17 protein-coding genes are annotated in these 16,774 nt (G+C 71.7%); 7 read left to right on the top strand and 10 right to left on the bottom strand.

The window, feature by feature from the left end; genetic code table 11:
- The first annotated feature begins 35 nt into the window (after positions 1–35).
- Entirely contained in the window at positions 36–1,418 is a 1,383-nt protein-coding gene (locus tag ACFYOH_RS01830; RefSeq protein WP_388619953.1) for an FAD-dependent monooxygenase, read from the top strand.
- Positions 1,419–1,518: 100 nt separating this feature from the next.
- On the opposite strand, the gene leuE is transcribed toward ACFYOH_RS01830, so the two are convergent.
- Positions 1,519–2,169 (bottom strand): leucine efflux protein LeuE, encoded by a 651-nt coding sequence (leuE, locus tag ACFYOH_RS01825; protein WP_388619950.1) that lies wholly within the window; start codon positions 2,167–2,169, stop codon positions 1,519–1,521.
- 46 nt (positions 2,170–2,215) lie between these two features.
- A complete protein-coding gene (locus ACFYOH_RS01820) occupies positions 2,216–3,796 on the bottom strand; it encodes a methylmalonyl-CoA mutase (RefSeq protein ID WP_388619948.1) in 1,581 nt (526 codons plus the stop codon).
- An 80-nt stretch (positions 3,797–3,876) separates the two neighbouring features.
- On the opposite strand from ACFYOH_RS01820, the gene ACFYOH_RS01815 reads away from it, so the two are divergent.
- A complete protein-coding gene (locus tag ACFYOH_RS01815; protein WP_388619944.1) occupies positions 3,877–4,713 on the top strand; it encodes a L,D-transpeptidase family protein in 837 nt (278 codons plus the stop codon).
- 248 nt (positions 4,714–4,961) lie between these two features.
- On the opposite strand, the gene ACFYOH_RS01810 is transcribed toward ACFYOH_RS01815, so the two are convergent.
- The 8 genes from ACFYOH_RS01810 to ACFYOH_RS01775 form a co-directional block, all read right to left on the bottom strand.
- Positions 4,962–6,062: a hypothetical protein gene (locus ACFYOH_RS01810; RefSeq protein ID WP_388619941.1), complete on the bottom strand. Its 1,101-nt coding sequence runs from the start codon at positions 6,060–6,062 to the stop codon at positions 4,962–4,964.
- On the bottom strand, positions 6,062–6,724 hold the full coding sequence (locus ACFYOH_RS01805; RefSeq protein ID WP_388619938.1) for an RNA polymerase sigma factor: 663 nt from the start codon (positions 6,722–6,724) through the stop codon (positions 6,062–6,064). The genes ACFYOH_RS01810 and ACFYOH_RS01805 overlap by 1 nt, the downstream gene beginning before the upstream one ends.
- Before the next feature lie 279 nt (positions 6,725–7,003).
- Entirely contained in the window at positions 7,004–7,786 is a 783-nt protein-coding gene (locus tag ACFYOH_RS01800; RefSeq protein ID WP_388619935.1) for a hypothetical protein, read from the bottom strand.
- A 121-nt stretch (positions 7,787–7,907) separates the two neighbouring features.
- A complete protein-coding gene (locus ACFYOH_RS01795; protein WP_388619932.1) occupies positions 7,908–8,531 on the bottom strand; it encodes an RNA polymerase sigma factor in 624 nt (207 codons plus the stop codon).
- Positions 8,532–8,719: 188 nt separating this feature from the next.
- A complete protein-coding gene (locus ACFYOH_RS01790; RefSeq protein WP_388619929.1) occupies positions 8,720–9,106 on the bottom strand; it encodes a hypothetical protein in 387 nt (128 codons plus the stop codon).
- A gap of 150 nt (positions 9,107–9,256) precedes the next feature.
- Positions 9,257–9,811 (bottom strand): hypothetical protein, encoded by a 555-nt coding sequence (locus ACFYOH_RS01785; protein WP_388619927.1) that lies wholly within the window; start codon positions 9,809–9,811, stop codon positions 9,257–9,259.
- Between the two features lie 93 nt (positions 9,812–9,904).
- A complete protein-coding gene (locus ACFYOH_RS01780; RefSeq protein ID WP_388619925.1) occupies positions 9,905–10,591 on the bottom strand; it encodes a DUF4328 domain-containing protein in 687 nt (228 codons plus the stop codon).
- A 137-nt stretch (positions 10,592–10,728) separates the two neighbouring features.
- Positions 10,729–12,390: a glycoside hydrolase family 20 protein gene (locus ACFYOH_RS01775; RefSeq protein WP_388619922.1), complete on the bottom strand. Its 1,662-nt coding sequence runs from the start codon at positions 12,388–12,390 to the stop codon at positions 10,729–10,731.
- Between the two features lie 155 nt (positions 12,391–12,545).
- Between ACFYOH_RS01775 and ACFYOH_RS01770 the strand changes: the two genes are divergently transcribed.
- The 5 genes from ACFYOH_RS01770 to ACFYOH_RS01750 all read left to right on the top strand — a co-directional run bounded on the left by ACFYOH_RS01770 (position 12,546) and on the right by ACFYOH_RS01750 (position 16,732).
- Positions 12,546–13,118, top strand: a complete 573-nt coding sequence (locus ACFYOH_RS01770; RefSeq protein ID WP_388619920.1) for a 2-oxo-4-hydroxy-4-carboxy-5-ureidoimidazoline decarboxylase — start codon at positions 12,546–12,548, stop codon at positions 13,116–13,118.
- A 192-nt stretch (positions 13,119–13,310) separates the two neighbouring features.
- Positions 13,311–13,691, top strand: coding sequence for a succinate dehydrogenase, cytochrome b556 subunit (gene sdhC, locus ACFYOH_RS01765; RefSeq protein WP_275883871.1), 381 nt, complete (start codon positions 13,311–13,313; stop codon positions 13,689–13,691).
- A 5-nt stretch (positions 13,692–13,696) separates the two neighbouring features.
- A complete protein-coding gene (locus ACFYOH_RS01760; protein WP_388619917.1) occupies positions 13,697–14,179 on the top strand; it encodes a succinate dehydrogenase hydrophobic membrane anchor subunit in 483 nt (160 codons plus the stop codon).
- A 19-nt stretch (positions 14,180–14,198) separates the two neighbouring features.
- The gene (gene sdhA, locus ACFYOH_RS01755; protein WP_388619915.1) at positions 14,199–15,953 is read left to right on the top strand and encodes a succinate dehydrogenase flavoprotein subunit; all 1,755 of its coding nucleotides are present in this window, start codon (positions 14,199–14,201) and stop codon (positions 15,951–15,953) included.
- Positions 15,953–16,732, top strand: a complete 780-nt coding sequence (locus ACFYOH_RS01750; protein WP_388619912.1) for a succinate dehydrogenase iron-sulfur subunit — start codon at positions 15,953–15,955, stop codon at positions 16,730–16,732. The genes sdhA and ACFYOH_RS01750 overlap by 1 nt, the downstream gene beginning before the upstream one ends.
- Positions 16,733–16,774: the final 42 nt, after the last annotated feature.

Genomic DNA, 16,774 nt, shown 5'->3' with positions numbered 1-16,774 from the left:
GGCGACGGCACTTAACGGCGTTAAGGGGATTTGTGATGGATGTTCTGATCGTGGGGGCGGGTCCGACGGGTCTGACGCTCGGCATCGACCTCGCCCGGCGCGGTGTGGACGCGCTGGTCGTGGAGCGGGCGGAGGGACTGTTCCCCGGCTCGCGCGGCAAGGGGCTCCAGCCGCGCACCCTGGAGGTCTTCGACGACCTGGGCGTACTGGACGCGATCCGAGCGGCGGGCGGCCCCTACCCGACGCGGATGATCTGGAAGGACGGCGAGCGGGTCGGCGAGCTGCCGATGTTCGAGCGGATCGAGACGGACGCGGGCACGCCGTACGCCGAGCCGTGGATGGTCGCGCAGTGGCGGACGCAGGAGATCCTGTACGGGCGCCTGCTGGAGTGGGGCGGCCGGGTGGACTTCGGGCGCGAGGTGACCGGCCTGGAGCAGGACGCCGAGGGCGTGACCGTGCGGTTCGCCGACGGCAGGACCGCACGCGCGGGGTACGTCGTCGCGGCCGACGGCGGACGCTCGGTGGTCCGGCGCGCGGTGGGCGTGGGCATGACCGGGGAGACGGTCGACCCGGCTCCTTTCCTGGTGGCGGACGTACGGCTGACGGGCCTGGGCCGGGACCAGTGGCACACCTTCCCCAAGGACGACGGCACCGCCCTCGGCCTGTGCCCGCTGGCCGGCACGGACGACTTCCAGCTGCAGGCGCGCCTGCCGGAGGGCACGGAACCCGACCTGACCCTCGATGGCATCTGCAAGCTGGTGGCCGCGTACACGCACCTCTCCGCCGAGGACGTCACGGGCCTGCGCTGGTCTTCCGACTTCCGCCCCCGCGCCGCCCTCGCGGACCGCTTCCGGATGGGCCGGGTCTTCCTCGCCGGCGACGCCGCCCACGTCCACTCCCCGGCCGGCGGCCAGGGCCTGAACACCAGCGTCCAGGACGCCTACAACCTGGGCTGGAAGCTCGGCGCGGTCCTGCGCGGCGGGGCGCCGGAGGCGTTGCTGGACACCTACGAGGAGGAGCGCCGGGCGAACGCGGCGGCCATGGTGACCCTGTCGACGGGCGTGCACCGCGGCGAGGTACGACGCGGAAAGGCGACGGTGCAACTGGGGCTGGGCTACCGGGAGTCGTCCCTGAGCGTGGAGACACGGACCGACCCGACCGGCGTGCGGGCGGGCGACCGCGCCCCGGACAGCACGGTGTCCGGCGCCCGCCTCTTCGACGTGTTCCGGGGCCCGCACTGGACGCTGCTGGGCGCGCGCAGCCCGGTCACCGGCGTGCGCACACTCCCGACGGCACCGGAGTCCTACGGCCCGGGCGTCTTCCTGATCCGCCCGGACGGCTATGTGGGCTGGGCGGGCAGGACGACGGAGGGCCTGGACGCGTACGGGGCGCGGACGGGGGCCTTCGCGGCGGGGTGAGGCACTCCGACGACGAAGCCGCCCGCAACCCGGCGATCCCCGCGCCCGTCATGCTGGGCATGATCGAACGGGCCGCGGCCACCCGCTGACGGTCGACGGCTCAGGCGCTGGCCAGCGTCAGTTTCACCGCGAACCCGAGGAACAGCGCGCCCGCCACCGAAGTGGCCGTCGCCGACAGCCGCTTGCGGCGCCGGAACGCGGCGGCGAGACGCGTGCCGCTGAATATCAGCGCGCTGAGATAGAGGAAGCTGGCCAACTGCGCGAACGCGCCGAGGACGACGAAGGACAGGGCCGGATAGGCGTAGTCCGGGTCGACGAACTGCACGAAGAAGGCGACGAAGAACAGGATCGCCTTGGGATTGAAGAGACTGACGACGAGCGCCCGCCGGAACGGCCGCTCATATCCGGTGCCGGACGGGGCCTCCTCCGCCACGGCCTTCTCTCTGCGCGTCCGCCACATCTGCCAGGCGGCCCGCAGCATGCCGATCGCCAGCCAGGTCAGATATCCGGCACCGGCGTACTTCACGATCCCGAAGAGCAGGGCGTTGGCCTTGAGCAGGGAGGCGACTCCTGCGGCGGAGAGCGTCATCAGCACGGTGTCCCCGCACCACACACCGGCGGCTGCGGTGTAGCCGGCCCGCACGCCGCGCCGGGCGGCCACGGAGAGGACGTAGAGGGAGTTGGGCCCGGGCAGCAGGACGATCAGGACGAGTCCTGCCAGATAGGTGGGAAGGTCGATGACACCGAACATGGAAAGGAGTGTCGCACGGGGGTACGACAGTCCGGTCCGGGGTGGGTCAGAACACTTCCGAGGGCTCATATGCCCCCCAAACCCCCCGCAGCGCGTTGCACACCTCCCCCACGGTCGCCCGCCCCCGCAGCGCCTCCTTCATCGGGTACAGGACGTTGCCCTCCCCCTCCGCCGCCATCCGCAGTGCGTCCAGCGCCGAGTCCACCGCCCGCTGATCCCGCTGGGCCCGGAGCTTCTCCAGGCGTTCCGCCTGCCGGGCCTCGATGGCCGGGTCCACCCGGAGGGGCTGGTACGGCTCCTCCTCGTCCAGTTGGAAGCGGTTCACCCCGACGACCACCCGCTCCCCGGAGTCCGTCTCCTGGGCGATCCGGTACGCGTTCCGCTCGATCTCGGCCTTCTGGAAGCCCCGCTCGATCGCCGCGACCGCCCCGCCCAGGTCCTCGACCCGCCGCATCAGCTCGACGGCCGCCTCCTCCACGTCGTCCGTCATCCGCTCCACCGCGTACGCTCCCGCGAAGGGATCCACCGTCGCCGTCACGTCCGTCTCGTGGGCCAGCACCTGCTGGGTGCGCAGGGCCAGACGGGCGGACTTGTCGGTCGGCAGGGCGATCGCCTCGTCGAAGGAGTTGGTGTGCAGGGACTGGGTGCCGCCCAGCACCGCGGCCAGGGCCTGTACCGCGACCCGGACCAGGTTCACCTCCGGCTGCTGGGCCGTCAGCTGTACGCCCGCCGTCTGGGTGTGGAAGCGGAGCATCAGGGACTTCGGATTCCGGGCGCCGAACTCCTCCCGCATCACCCTGGCCCAGATCCTGCGGGCGGCGCGGAACTTGGCCACCTCCTCCAGCAGCGTCGTACGGGCCACGAAGAAGAAGGACAGGCGGGGCGCGAAGTCGTCGACGGACATGCCCGCCGCCACCGCCGTACGGACGTACTCGATGCCGTCCGCCAGGGTGAAGGCGATCTCCTGGACGGGCGACGCGCCCGCCTCGGCCATGTGGTACCCGGAGATCGAGATCGTGTTCCACTTCGGGATCTCGGCGGTGCAGTACTTGAAGATGTCGGCCGTCAGGCGCAGGGAGGGCTTCGGCGGGAAGATGTACGTCCCCCGCGCGATGTACTCCTTCAGCACGTCGTTCTGGATCGTGCCCGTCAGCTGGTCGGGGTGCGCCCCCTGCTCCTCCGCCACCAGCTGGTAGAGGAGCAGCAGGAGGGCGGCCGGGGCGTTGATCGTCATGGAGGTCGACACCTGGTCGAGCGGGATGCCGTCGAACAGCAGCCGCATGTCCTCGATCGAGTCGATGGCCACGCCCACCTTGCCGACCTCGCCGTGCGCGAGGGGCGCGTCGGAGTCGTGGCCCATCTGGGTGGGCAGGTCGAAGGCGACCGACAGGCCCGTGGTGCCGTGGGCGATCAGCTGCCGGTAGCGGGCGTTCGATTCGGCGGCTGTGCCGAAGCCGGCGTACTGGCGCATGGTCCAGGGGCGGCCGGTGTACATGGTCGGGTAGACCCCGCGGGTGAAGGGGTACGTGCCCGGTTCGCCCAGTTTCCCGGCCGGGTTCCAGCCCTGTAGGTCCTGCGGGCCGTAGACCGGCTCGATGGGCAGTCCCGACTCCGACTCATGCGTCATGGATGCCTCCGGGGTGCGTCCTGTCACCCCTCACCATGCCCCGTCGTTCGGCGGCGGTCACGCTGGGAAGCATCTCCGGCATGAGGATCCCGGGAAGACCCGCCGCCCTGCTCGCCTCGGCCGCCGCCCTCGCCGCCCTGTGCGGCTGCACCGCCCAGCCCACGACCGCCGACGGCAAGGCCCGGGCACCGGTGCACGTCCCGACCGGTGGTCGGAGTCCGGCACAGAGCCCGGGAAGTGGTCCGGCGCATCCCACCCGGACGGAGCAGCCGGCGGTGCCCGCTCCCCGGGTGCTGTACGCGCGCGGCGACAGCGGGGCGGGCGTTCGGGAGCTGCAGGCCCGGCTGCGCCAGCTGGACTGGCTGTTCGACGGGCCGACGGGGTCGTACGACGATCTGACCGAGCGGGCCGTGCGGGGCTTCCAGGGCAAGCGCGGGCTGCCGCGGACCGGGCGGACGGACACCGTCACCTGGCAGCGACTGGTGCGGATGACCCACACGCCCGGCACATGGGAGCTGTTCCTGATGGGCGGTCAGCCGGCCGGCGCGCCCGACCCGCGCTGTATGACCGGACGCGTGCTGTGCATCGACAAGACGACGCGGACGCTGCGCTGGATGGTCGGCGGGCGGACGCTGTCGACGACGGCGGTGCGGTTCGGGGCGCAGTACACGCCGACCCGGGAGGGTGTCTTCCACGTCTACTGGAAGGCGCGGGACTGGGTGTCGACGCTCTACCACTCGCCGATGCCGTACGCGATGTTCTTCAGCGGCGGCGAGGCCGTGCACTACTCGTACGACTTCGCGGCGCGCGGGTACGCGGGAGCTTCGCACGGATGCGTGAACGTCCGGGACGAGGCCGCGATCCAGGAGCTGTTCGCTCAGGTGCGGGTGGGCGACAAGGTCGTCGTCCACTGGTGACGGGGGATTGCGGGGCGCGGGCGGGACCGGGGGAACGTGTCCCGCCCGCGCCAGGTGCACGAGCCGTGGGTACGGGGGGAACCCCGGCTCAGTGCGACGGCCGATGACCAGTCGGCTCACTCAGTACTGCGTACCGGGCTCCGAAAACGTCACACCCCGCGCGAAGAATTTTTTGCGACCCAAGAAACCGCAGGTCAGATGGGCAGGAGGGGGCCAGAGGGCGCGGGCCGCGCCGACGGGCCTGCCGGTCAGAGCGTGTGGTACGTCGGGCTCGGCGCCGGGACCGGTGTGGTGCCGGTCGTCCGGGCGGGGTGGGGCGGAGCGAGGGCCGTGGGAGCGGGCGCGGCTGCGTCGCCGTGCCAGCCCTTGCCGCCGCCGCCGTTGCCCTCGCTGCCGCCGTTGCCGGGGTGGCCGCCCGCACCGTGACCGTCGCCGCCCTGGCCGGGGTTGCCTTCCTCGTCGCCGCCCTGGCCGTTTCCGTTGCCCTTGCCCTTGTTGCCGTTCTCGTCGCCCTCGCCGCCGCTCGTCGCGCCGGCGGCCGAGTCGGTGGTGGCGAGGACGACCTTGCAGTACCGGCTCACCCGGGCGCTGCCGCCGGCCAGGTCCTCCAGGGCGCGCCGGCGGCCGGCGGTCAGTTCCTTGCCGTCCCGGATGTCCCGGCAGGCCGAGGCCGCGTCCTTCCACCGGCCGCCGGGGGTGCCGGAGGTGTCGCCGGTGCCCGGAGCGGTGCTCTTGTCCTTGCGGTCGTCCGGTCCCATGGCCTCGCCGGAGGCCCCGCCGGGGTGCGCGCCCGCGCTGCCGCTCGGCACGCCGGTCCCCACCGACGCACCGGGGGTGCCCTGCGGGACCGAGGCCTGCGGCGTTCCGGAGTTCGGGCCGGCGGAGACGGAGGTGCCCGGGCCGGGGCGTTCGGGCCCGAACCTGGGCAGCATCCCGGTCCCGGCGGCCACGGCGACCCCGCCGACCGTGCCCACGGCCACCACCGCGGCGAGCGCCAGCCGCACCGGGCGGGCCCAGCGGGTGCGGCGGACGGGGATTCCGGTACGGTCCGGGGCGCCGATGCGGACCAGGCCCGCGTCGGCGCCGGGCACGGGCAGTCCCAAGGCGCCGTCGGCGCCGGCGCGTTCGGTGCCGGCGGCCTCGCGGGCCTTGCGGAACGCGGCCAAAGCGGCCTGCTCACCAGGGAGTTCGCCGGTGGCGGGGTCCGTCTGCGAGGTCAGTGCGCCGAGCGCCCGGGACAGGCGTTCGGCCCGGTCACGGGCGGAGGCGTCGACGGCTTGAAGCGACTCACCGCGCAGCAGGCGTTCCGCCGTCTCACGGTTCAGCCACTTGTACTGCTCGTCGGCCATCACATGTCCTTCTGCGTCCGCGCACGCGTATCCGTCACAGTTGCGGACGACACCGCGCGACCGCGCGGTTCTCGCTGGGCCGGGAGAGCGTCGAGCACGCCCGCCGATTCCGGATCCTCGCCGAGCAGTTCAGCGAGCCGCTTCAGGCCGCGGTGCGCGGCGGTGCGTACGGCACCGGCGCGTTTGCCGAGGGTCTCGGCGGCGCTCTTGGCGTCGAGGCCGACCACGACGCGCAGGACGACCGCCTCGGCCTGGTCCTGCGGCAGCCGTGCGATGAGGGAGAGGGTGCTGTCGGTGGTCAGGGCCTCGATGGCCTCGCCGGCCGTGTCGGACTCGGCGGCCCGGCCGGTGAGTTCCGTCTCGTCGCCGCCTATGGCGGGGCGGCGGCCGCGCATGCGTATGTGGTCCAGGGCGCGGTTGCGGGCTATGCGGGCGGCCCAGCCGCGGAAGCGGTCGGCGTCCCCGCTGAACCGGTCGAGGTCGCGGGCGATCTGCAGCCAGGCCTCGGACGCCACGTCCTCGGCGTCCGGATCGCCGACCAGCGTGCGTACGTATCCGAGCAGCCGTGGATGCACCGCGCGGTACACAGTACGGAACGCGGTCTCGTCACCGTCCTGCGCCGATCGCACCGCGGCGGTCAGCTCCGCGTCGTCCCCCAGCACCTGACTCCCTTACGCCTGTTTCCCGGTCGGCGCGAAAGGCACGTTACGGCGTCAAACCGTTCCCCGTCCATGTCCGTAGAAGATGCAACTAACTCGTGACCGAGTGCGGATGTGCGCAGGGTGAGGGTCGGCGGTGGCCGGGTGTGACAGAAACAGCACGCACGGCGCTGTAGAGGGTACGGGCCGCACGCGGCCCGACCGCGCGACGGCCGGGGCCTCTCCTGTGGGGGGTGGCGGCCCCGGCCGTTCGCCTTTCGCGGTACGTCCGGGTGACGAGGATTACTTCTTCTCGGAGGCCTTGCGGTCCGAATCGCCGCCGATTCCGACGTTGTTGCCCCTGCTGGCGCTTTGCCCCTTCTCGGGGGGATTGCCGCTCTTGTGGGCCTTCTTCCCCTGGGCGGACGCCACTTGGGCGGCGCAGTAGGCCGCGACCTTGTTCCCGCCGCCCGCCGCCTCGACGAGCCGCTGCCAGGCGGTCGAGTCCAGGGCGCCGCCCCGGCTCCCGGCCCGCTCGTAGGTACGGCAGTGCGCCACGGTGTCCCGGGCGGTGGCCGGATGGTGCGGGCGCGTGGACGGGGCACCGGATCCCGCGCCGGCGGTCCCGGCGGACGTGCCGGGAGCGGTCGGCCCGTTCGGGATGGCCGTGGACGGGTGGGCCGGCCGCGAGGTGCCGGGGTGGCCGCCTGATCCGGCGACGCCGATGGCCGCGAAGGCGACACCGCCGAGCGTGAGGCTCGCGAGCACCACCGAGAGCGTGGCCTTCAGCGACGCCCGCGCAGGCCTCGGCGCGGCGGGCCGCCAGTCGTCCCGGCGCCGGGTGCGGGTGTGGGCACGGGCGGCCTGCGTCGTGCGGGCGGCGAGGTAGGCGGCGACGGCCCGGCGCTCGGCCTCGGCGTCGACGCCGTGGGCGCGCAGGACGGCGCCGAGCCGCGCCTCGAATCCGGAGTCCGCGCGGTCCCTGCCGGCCTGGTCCGCGTGGGCGTGATCCGGTGCGGAAAGGGTGCCGCCGGGGTGCGCGCGCCGGCGACCGAGGGGACCGTCGCCGCTGTGCCGTTCACCCATGACCGTTCCCGTCCTCGTCCGGTGCGCCGGAGACATGCCGCCTCCCGGGCCTCGCACCGGCTCCGGAACCGTCGGCGCTCGCGTATTCATACGGCTCTCGGCCGGCGCCGTTCACTTCGACTCACCCAGCGTCCGGGTGCCGCCGTCCGTCACACCGCCGGTCCGCCGGGTCCGGGGCGCCCAGCTGCCGGGCGAGACGTTTCAGCCCGCGGTGCGCGGCCGTGCGGACGGCGCCGGGGCGCTTGCCGAGGACGCGTGCCGCGGCGGGGCCGTCGAGACCGACGACCACCCGGAGCAGTACGGCCTCGGCCTGGTCGCGCGGCAGGCTGTGCACCAGTTCCAGCGCCCGTGCGGTGGACAGCGACTCCAGGGCCTGGGCGTGGGTGTCGAGCCGGCCGGGCAGCTCCAGCGCGTGCTGTTCCAGCGGCGCGGCCTGGGGCCGTACCCGCCGGCGGCGCAGATGGTCCAGGGCGCGGTGCCGGGCGATGGTCGCGGTCCAGCCGCGGAAGCCGGCGCCGTCGCCCTTGAACCGGCCCAGGTCGCGGGCGATCTCCAGCCAGGCCTCGGACGCCACGTCCTCGGCCTCCTCGCCGACCAGGCCCCGCAGATAGCCGAGCAGTCCGGGCTGCACGATCCGGTAGGCCACCGCGAAGGCGGTCTCGTCGCCGTCCTGGGCGCGCGCGACGGCCGCACCCAGTTCCCCGTCCCGCGGCTGCGGGCGCCGGGGTTCCCCTCCCTGGCCCAAGAACCGTCCTCGTCCGTACCAGCCCGGGGCCCGTGCCCGCGCGTACCGAATCCGCGTGCGACACGGCCGCACGTGCTCCATGTCCCACGGTGATCAGCGCACAGGCACACAGATGTGTCACAGCTGCCCGGGCGCGAATCCGACGCCGTGACGTCTCCGGCCGGGGCCAACGCGTGGGCCCCGGCCGGTCAGCGGGAGCCGGTCGCGTCCCGGCAGAGCAGGCGCAGCGAGCCGTTGCCGCCGTAGACCTGCCGGGCCTCGTCGATGGGGTCCCAGAGCCGGCCGTCGGGGGTGCGCACCCAATGGTCGCCGCCGGTCGTCCACCACTCGGCGCCGCTCTGCCGGACGATCACCTCACCGGCGTAGGCGCCGAAGCCGCGCAGCACGCTCTCGACGGCGGCGTACGGCGGTCCCTCGCGCCGTATCTCCTCGATCATCCGGTCCACCCGCCACAGGCTCTGCGCCGAGTAGTCGAGGCGCACCCGGGCACCCTCGCGCATGGTCGCCACGGCGTCCGCGGCCCACCGGACGGGCTTCGCCGCGGCCTGTGGCCTGGTCTCCTGCTGTGCTGTCATGTACTGGGCTGTCACATAGGGAAGAGCGACGCGGACGGGGCGACCGTCACCGTATTCCGCAACGTTTCGCCAACCGTCGCAGGACTACCCCACGTCCACCGCAGCATTGCCACAGGACCCGTCCACGCACGGGGGTTTGACCGCTGCCTCTCATGCCCCGCTGCGCGCCCGCCGCGACACCACCGCGCGCAGGACCCGCCGTCCCTCGATCGACAGGTCCAGGGCGCGCCGCAGGCCCTGCGGACCGTGCTCGGCCAGAACGTCCAGCACCGCCGTCTGCCGCCGCAGCTCCGCCGCGACCAGCGGCGGCAGGTCCGCCGTGTCCCCCGCCCGCCCGGCGTCGAGCCCCTCGGCGGCCGGCGTACCGTCCGCCGCCGGGTCCAGCAGCCGGTGGATGCGCAGCGAGGCGACCGAGCAGGCGTCGGCCCAGGGCCGTACGGCGTCGGCGGTGCGCTCGGCCGGGGCCGCGTCGAGCATGCGGCGGACGAGCAGCGCGGCCTCGTCGTCCGGCTGCCCGGTACCGAGCGCCGCCCGCGCCTTCTCCAGGCTCGCGCCCCAGTCGGAGCCGTCGGCAAGGCTCGCCCACAGGGGCCGCAGCAGCTCGTCGTCGGCGCCGAGCAGCGGCAGGCACCGATCCAAACAAGCCAGTCCGCTGGCGGCCAGTCCCCGTTCGTCGGCCTGTGCGATCCGTTCCACCAGGCTCATGAAATGTCTCCCTCGCCGGGGCGCCGACCGTTACGGAGCCCGCACTTCCCTTTACTGCGTGGTACGGCGCGGGAGTGTCACAGCCAGAGATTTTCAGCCAAAAACCGGGACCGGCACCGGACCCGCGAGGGCCTTGCGATCCTGCATCCCGGTCAGGCGGACGACCACCACGATCGCGAGGACGGCGGCCGCGATGTCGACCGCGTCGGAGAACAGCATCTGCCCGGCGGCGTTCCGCAGCAGCCTCGCCGTGTGGGCGTGGCTCCAGCTGAGGGACGCGAGCCGTCCGGTGAGAACGCTGATGATCCACAGCGTCCACCAGGCGTTGACCGCCCTGTGCCGGGCCCGCTCGCCCCAGGGCACGCTGGCGTCCCAGGCGTTCAGGACGATCCGGCGCGGGAACCACAGCTGGACGACCGGGCAGAACCAGCCGCCGATCGTCCAGCCGCGCCCCAGGCTGTGCGCTGACGCGTCGAACACCTCGGCGTTGACCCGCACCCGCCACAGCCAGCACAGGTAGACGACGGCTGTCGCGAGCATCGTCCACGCATGGGTGAAGCCGGCCCAGCGGTAGACGGCGTCGGCGTGAAAGGCCCGGTTCAGCACGCCGGCGCCCCTGGCGCCGGCGGCGACGTCACCGGCGACGTTCAGCTCCAGCAGGTCCGCGTAGCAGGCGAACAGGTCGGTGGCGATGACGAGCCCGAGCAGAACGGCGGTGGCCCGGCCGAGCGCCACGGGCTTGCGAAGCACGGCGCCGGGCACGAACGGTGGTGCGGGCATGGGTGATGTCATGAAGAGGTCCCCCCGGGATGACGATGCGGCCTACGCGCGGCCTTCCCCCGGCCGCACACATGAGCACCGGAACATACGACCGGACGGCGTAGTGCGTCCACCCCTTCGCGATCAGTCCGGTTCCGTCAGCCCAGCCGGTTCGCCAGAGCCTGGAAGCCCGTCCAGGACAGCGCGGGCCTGCCCGGGTCCCACAGCTTCTGGGCGGCGGCCCGCAGGGGCAGGCGGATGCCGGCCGCGACCTGGGCCTCGGTCTGCGCGTTCGGGAAGTCGCCCCAGACCGCGAACGCCCCGCCGAGGATCTGGCCGTCGTAGCGCGCCGGTACGGCCGTCGTGCCGCGCAGCACCCGTGGGTTCCACTGTTCGTAGATCCGCCGTCCGGTCGGGTATACGAAGGTCTGCGGCTGGCCGAGGACGTAGTAGAGGAACTCGTCGTTGTGGTTGATGACCTCCCGGCCCGCGCTCAGATACTCCACGGGCGGCCGGGCGCCGAACTCCTTGCCGGTCCAGTAGGCGACCTGCAGGTCTTTGGCCGCCTGCACGGACGTACCGCGGTAGAAGCCGTCGTTCCAGGCCCGCACGGTCCTGCCGTGGGCGCGGACGGTGCCGGCGCGGTCGTTCAGCCAGCCGGTGGCGAGGTCGGCGACCGTGCCGCCGGAGCCGTACGTCTGCCGGGCGGCGGCCGCGAGCTGCGGATATGAGGTCTGCGGACTCTTCACGGTCAGCGCCTGGTACTCGTCGCCGCCGAGATGCCACTGGTCGCCGGTGAACAGCCCCGCGTACTCGTTCAGCAGATCGTCCACGAGCTTCGCTGAGGCGGGCTTGGAGATGTCGATCGCGCCCTTGGTGACGACTCCGCTCGCGTTGCGCAGCTTCAGGTCGGGGTGGGCGGCGAGGACGGCGCCCAGATGCCCCGGCGAGTCGAGTTCGGGCACGACGGTGATGTGCCGGCTGTCCGCCAGCTCCACGATCCGCTTGACCTGCGCCTTGGTCAGATGGTCCGTGGAGACGATCTCGGGGTGGGTGCTGGACTCGATCCGGAACGCCTGGTCGTCGGAGAAGTGCAGCCCCAGCTCGTTGAACTTCAGGTCCCCCAGCTCCCGGATCCGGTCCTCGATCCAGGACTCGGAGAACGGTTTGCGCGCGATGTCCAGGTTGAACCCGCGCACCGGCTTGGCCGGCTCGTCCCGTAAGACCCCCTCCGGGGCAGTGCCGCCGCCGTGGACCTCCTGCTTGAGGGTCCGGGTGCCATAGAAGACGCCGGCCTCGCCGGGCCCGCTGATGTCGACCCGCCCCTCCCGGACGGTCATGGTGTACGACTCCTGGTTCCCGCCCCCGCCACCGAGCGCCAGCCGGACGTCGCCCGCCCGCACGTCGTCCTTCTCCCCGGCGTAGGTCAGCCCCAGCTCCCCGGCGATCAGCTGCCCCTCGTCGGCCAGCTCCCCGTCGCTGACCACCACCCGGTCCGCCTTCTGCGGCTTCCAGCCGGGCCCGCGCGCCGGGGTGTGGGAACGCACCGCTGGAATCGTGAGCGGTGCCCGGGACAGCGGATAGGACCGGCCGGGCGTCGGACCCGCCGGCGGCGTGGCCGCCCCGCTGGAAGCGCCGCCGGACACCCGGCCGGACGACGACTGCCCCGCACCCCCTTGCCACGTCCCGCCGCCCCCGCCCGACGACGCCCATACGCCGATCCCCGTGCCGAGCGCGACGGTCCCGACGACCGCTGCGGCCACCACCGCCCGCTTCCGTATCACCTGCTGCGCCGGAGCGCGGCGCCTGTGCTGGCTCACTCGGCCAACGTACGACCTATCCGCACTCCATCCGTCATCGAGACGTTCTGAAACTCTTCCGTCCGAGTGAATTTTCAGGCACCTCACGGACACACCGTGACCACTCTCGATAACCTGACGACACACCTTTCACAGCATCCCCTGCCACGCCACATGTGACGCGAGGACCCACGCTGCCCGCCCACCGTCTCCCGTATCTCCCCAAGCCCCTAGACGCCTTCAACGCGGCACCCGCCGACGAGGCACGCGCCCTCCTGCTGCACTGCCTGCGCAGCCTGCCCTGGGCCCACCGGGTCGCGGACCACCGCCCCTACCCCGACCTGGACTCCCTCCTGGCCGCGGCGGACGAGGCGGCGTACGACCTGTCACCGGCCGACCTGGCGGCGGCCCTGGCCGGAGAGTCGCTCCCGGAGCTGCCCGAGGACACCTATTCGGCGGCCCACATGGCCCTGAGCGCGGCCCACGCGGCGTACGAGGCCCGATTCGGACACGGGTTCGTCATCTATCTGGGCGATGTCCCGCCGGACGAAACCCTCGACCACACCCTCGAGGCGATCCGATCACGTTTGACAAACGATCCGGAGGAGGAACGGGTGATAGCGGCAGAGGAGCTACGGCGCCTCGCAAGAGGCAGACTGGCCACCTGCCTGAGGGGCGCCGGGCCGCATCCATCAGCGGCTCCGCCGCGGGGCGCGAACAGCAGCAAGGCACCCGCACCCGGCGGATAAGAGGGCATACCACCCCAGTGGCCGCTGGGCCGCTCCCCCATCCGGTGCCAATTTGATCACACAAGGTAGGCCCCCCGTAAAGCACGGCGCAGCGCATGGCTACGATGCTGGGGGCCGGTGGACCGTACCCGGCCGGGCCCGCCCGACACCGAAGCCGGCGCGGCCCCAATCCCCGCTCCCGGAGGGACTTCCGTGCCGGCTGGAACGCTGTACCGCGGCCGGGAAGGAATGTGGTCCTGGGTGGCTCACCGAGTCACCGGCGTCCTCATTTTCTTCTTCCTGTTCGTTCACGTGCTGGACACCGCTCTCGTGCGTGTCTCCCCCGAGGACTACGACAAGGTCGTAGCCACGTACAAGACGCCGATCGTCGCGCTGCTGGAGTACGGCCTCGTCGCCGCCATCCTCTTCCACGCGCTCAACGGCCTGCGTGTCATCGCCGTCGACTTCTGGTCGAAGGGTCCGCGCTACCAGAAGCAGATGTTCTGGAGCGTGATGGGTGTCTGGGTCGTCCTGATGGTCGGCGCGATCTACCCGGTCCTCGGCCACGCCGCCCGCGTTCTCTTTGGGAGCTGACGCCGATGTCCACGACCGAAACCACCGCGTCCGGCGTCGGCCCCGTCGAGGGCGCCCCCGTCTACACCGTCGACAACCCGGCCCCGCTGATCGAGGCGCCGCGCAAGCGGACCAAGAAGTCCCCGAAGTCGACCCGGGGCAACTTCGAGCTGGCGGCCTGGCTGTTCATGCGCCTGTCCGGCATCGTGCTGGTCGTCCTGGTCCTCGGCCACCTGCTGATCCAGCTCGTGCTGGACGGCGGTGTCTCCAAGATCGGCTTCGCCTTCGTGGCCGGCCGCTGGGCGTCCCCCTGGTGGCAGGTCTGGGACCTGCTGATGCTGTGGCTCGCGATGCTGCATGGCGCCAACGGCCTGCGCACGGTCATCAACGACTACGCCGAGCGGCCTGCGTCCCGCATGTGGCTGAAGGCCCTGCTGTACACCGCCACGGTGTGGACCATCCTGCTGGGCACGCTGGTGATCTTCACCTTCGACCCGAACATCCGCTAGGCACGGGGCTGCGAGAATCATGAAGATCCACAAGTACGACACCGTCATCGTCGGCGCCGGTGGCGCGGGCATGCGCGCCGCCATCGAGGCGACGAAGCGCAGCCGCACCGCCGTGCTGACCAAGCTCTACCCCACCCGCTCCCACACGGGCGCCGCGCAGGGCGGTATGGCCGCCGCGCTCGCCAACGTGGAGGAGGACAACTGGGAGTGGCACACCTTCGACACGGTCAAGGGCGGTGACTACCTGGTCGACCAGGACGCCGCCGAGATCCTGGCGAAGGAGGCCATCGACGCCGTCCTCGACCTGGAGAAGATGGGCCTGCCGTTCAACCGGACCCCGAACGGCACCATCGACCAGCGCCGCTTCGGCGGTCACTCCCGCAACCACGGCGAGGCGCCGGTCCGCCGGTCCTGCTACGCGGCGGACCGCACCGGCCACATGATCCTCCAGACGCTGTACCAGAACTGCGTCAAGGAGGGCGTGGAGTTCTTCAACGAGTTCTACGTCCTGGACCAGCTGATCACCGAGGTCGACGGAGTCAAGCGCTCCGCCGGTGTGGTCGCCTACGAGCTGGCGACCGGTGAGATCCACGTCTTCCAGGCGAAGGCCGTCATCTACGCCTCCGGCGGCTGCGGCAAGTTCTTCAAGGTGACCTCCAACGCGCACACCCTCACCGGTGACGGCCAGGCCGCCGTCTACCGCCGGGGTCTGCCGCTGGAGGACATGGAGTTCTTCCAGTTCCACCCGACCGGCATCTGGCGCATGGGCATCCTGCTCACGGAGGGCGCCCGCGGTGAGGGCGGCATCCTGCGCAACAAGGACGGCGAGCGCTTCATGGAGAAGTACGCTCCCGTCATGAAGGACCTGGCGTCCCGTGACGTCGTGTCCCGCTCCATCTACACGGAGATCCGCGAGGGCCGCGGCTGTGGTCCCGAGGGCGACCACGTCTACCTCGACCTGACCCACCTCCCGCCGGAGCAGCTGGACGCCAAGCTGCCGGACATCACCGAGTTCGCGCGCACCTACCTCGGTATCGAGCCGTACACGGACCCGATCCCGATCCAGCCGACCGCGCACTACGCGATGGGCGGCATTCCGACCAACGTCGAGGGTGAGGTCCTTGCGGACAACACCACCGTCGTCCCGGGCCTGTACGCGGCCGGCGAGGTCGCCTGTGTCTCCGTGCACGGCGCCAACCGCCTCGGCACCAACTCGCTGCTGGACATCAACGTCTTCGGCCGCCGTGCGGGCATCGCCGCCGCCGAGTACGCCGGCAAGGCGGACTTCGTCGAGCTGCCGGAGAACCCGGAGTCCCTGGTCGTCGAGCAGATCGAGCGGCTGCGGGACTCCACCGGCAACGAGCGGGTGGCCACGCTCCGTCGTGAGCTGCAGGAGACCATGGACGCGAACGTCATGGTGTTCCGCACCGAGCAGACGATCAAGACGGCGGTCGAGAAGATCGCCGAGCTGCGCGAGCGCTACAAGAACGTGGCGATCCAGGACAAGGGCAAGCGGTTCAACACCGACCTGCTGGAGGCCATCGAGCTGGGCAACCTGCTGGACCTGGCCGAGGTCATGGCCGTCTCGGCGCTGGCCCGCAAGGAGTCCCGCGGCGGTCACTACCGCGAGGACTACCCGAACCGCGACGACGTCAACTTCATGCGCCACACCATGGCGTACCGCGAGGTCGGCGCCGACGGCTCGGAAACCGTCCGTCTCGACTACAAGCCGGTCGTCCAGACCCGCTACCAGCCGATGGAGCGTAAGTACTGATGGCTACCCCTGTTCTGGACAAGGAAGAGGCGGCCGGCAAGCCCGAGCCCGGTTTCGCCGACTCCCCCTACATCACGGTCACCTTCCGGGTCCGCCGGTTCAACCCGGAGGTCTCGGCGGAGGCGGCCTGGGAAGACTTCCAGCTGGAGATCGACCCGAAGGAGCGTGTCCTCGACGGCCTCCACAAGATCAAGTGGGACATCGACGGCACCCTCACCTTCCGCCGCTCGTGCGCGCACGGCATCTGCGGCTCGGACGCGATGCGGATCAACGGCAAGAACCGCCTTGCCTGCAAGACGCTGATCAAGGACATCAACCCCGAGAAGCCGATCACGATCGAGCCCATCAAGGGCCTGACGGTCCTGAAGGACCTGGTCGTGGACATGGAGCCGTTCTTCCAGGCGTACCGGGACGTCATGCCGTTCCTGGTCACCAAGGACACGAACGAGCCGACCCGTGAGCGGCTTCAGTCGGCCGAGGACCGCGAGCGCTTCGACGACACCACCAAGTGCATCCTCTGCGCCGCGTGCACGTCGTCCTGCCCGGTGTTCTGGAACGACGGCCAGTACTTCGGTCCGGCCGCGATCGTGAACGCCCACCGCTTCATCTTCGACAGCCGTGACGAGGCGGGCGAGCAGCGCCTGGAGATCCTGAACGACCGTGACGGCGTGTGGCGTTGCCGTACGACCTTCAACTGCACGGACGCCTGCCCGCGCGGTATCGAGGTCACCAAGGCGATCCAGGAAGTGAAGCGCGCGCTGATCACGCGCCGCTACTGATCGTCCCGGCGCCTGCCCGAGGGCCCTGCTTCCGAGTGTTCG

Origin of the sequence: Streptomyces sp. NPDC007856, from assembly GCF_042868225.1 — a bacterium.
Classification (GTDB): domain Bacteria; phylum Actinomycetota; class Actinomycetes; order Streptomycetales; family Streptomycetaceae; genus Streptomyces.
The sequence above is the reverse complement of the archived record's forward strand: the minus strand, read 5'-3'. Positions and strand labels throughout refer to the sequence as shown.

Bases quoted from the DNA above. Each gene is read 5' to 3' on its own strand.
- ACFYOH_RS01830 (WP_388619953.1), top strand. From the start codon at position 36: ATGGATGTTCTGATCGTGGGGGCGGGTCCGACGGGTCTGACGCTCGGC.
- leuE (WP_388619950.1), bottom strand. From the start codon at position 2,169: ATGTTCGGTGTCATCGACCTTCCCACCTATCTGGCAGGACTCGTCCTG.
- ACFYOH_RS01820 (WP_388619948.1), bottom strand. From the start codon at position 3,796: ATGACGCATGAGTCGGAGTCGGGACTGCCCATCGAGCCGGTCTACGGC.
- ACFYOH_RS01815 (WP_388619944.1), top strand. From the start codon at position 3,877: ATGAGGATCCCGGGAAGACCCGCCGCCCTGCTCGCCTCGGCCGCCGCC.
- ACFYOH_RS01810 (WP_388619941.1), bottom strand. From the start codon at position 6,062: ATGGCCGACGAGCAGTACAAGTGGCTGAACCGTGAGACGGCGGAACGC.
- ACFYOH_RS01800 (WP_388619935.1), bottom strand. From the start codon at position 7,786: ATGGGTGAACGGCACAGCGGCGACGGTCCCCTCGGTCGCCGGCGCGCG.
- ACFYOH_RS01790 (WP_388619929.1), bottom strand. From the start codon at position 9,106: ATGACAGCACAGCAGGAGACCAGGCCACAGGCCGCGGCGAAGCCCGTC.
- ACFYOH_RS01785 (WP_388619927.1), bottom strand. From the start codon at position 9,811: ATGAGCCTGGTGGAACGGATCGCACAGGCCGACGAACGGGGACTGGCC.
- ACFYOH_RS01780 (WP_388619925.1), bottom strand. From the start codon at position 10,591: ATGCCCGCACCACCGTTCGTGCCCGGCGCCGTGCTTCGCAAGCCCGTG.
- ACFYOH_RS01760 (WP_388619917.1), top strand. From the start codon at position 13,697: ATGTCCACGACCGAAACCACCGCGTCCGGCGTCGGCCCCGTCGAGGGC.
- sdhA (WP_388619915.1), top strand. From the start codon at position 14,199: ATGAAGATCCACAAGTACGACACCGTCATCGTCGGCGCCGGTGGCGCG.
- ACFYOH_RS01750 (WP_388619912.1), top strand. From the start codon at position 15,953: ATGGCTACCCCTGTTCTGGACAAGGAAGAGGCGGCCGGCAAGCCCGAG.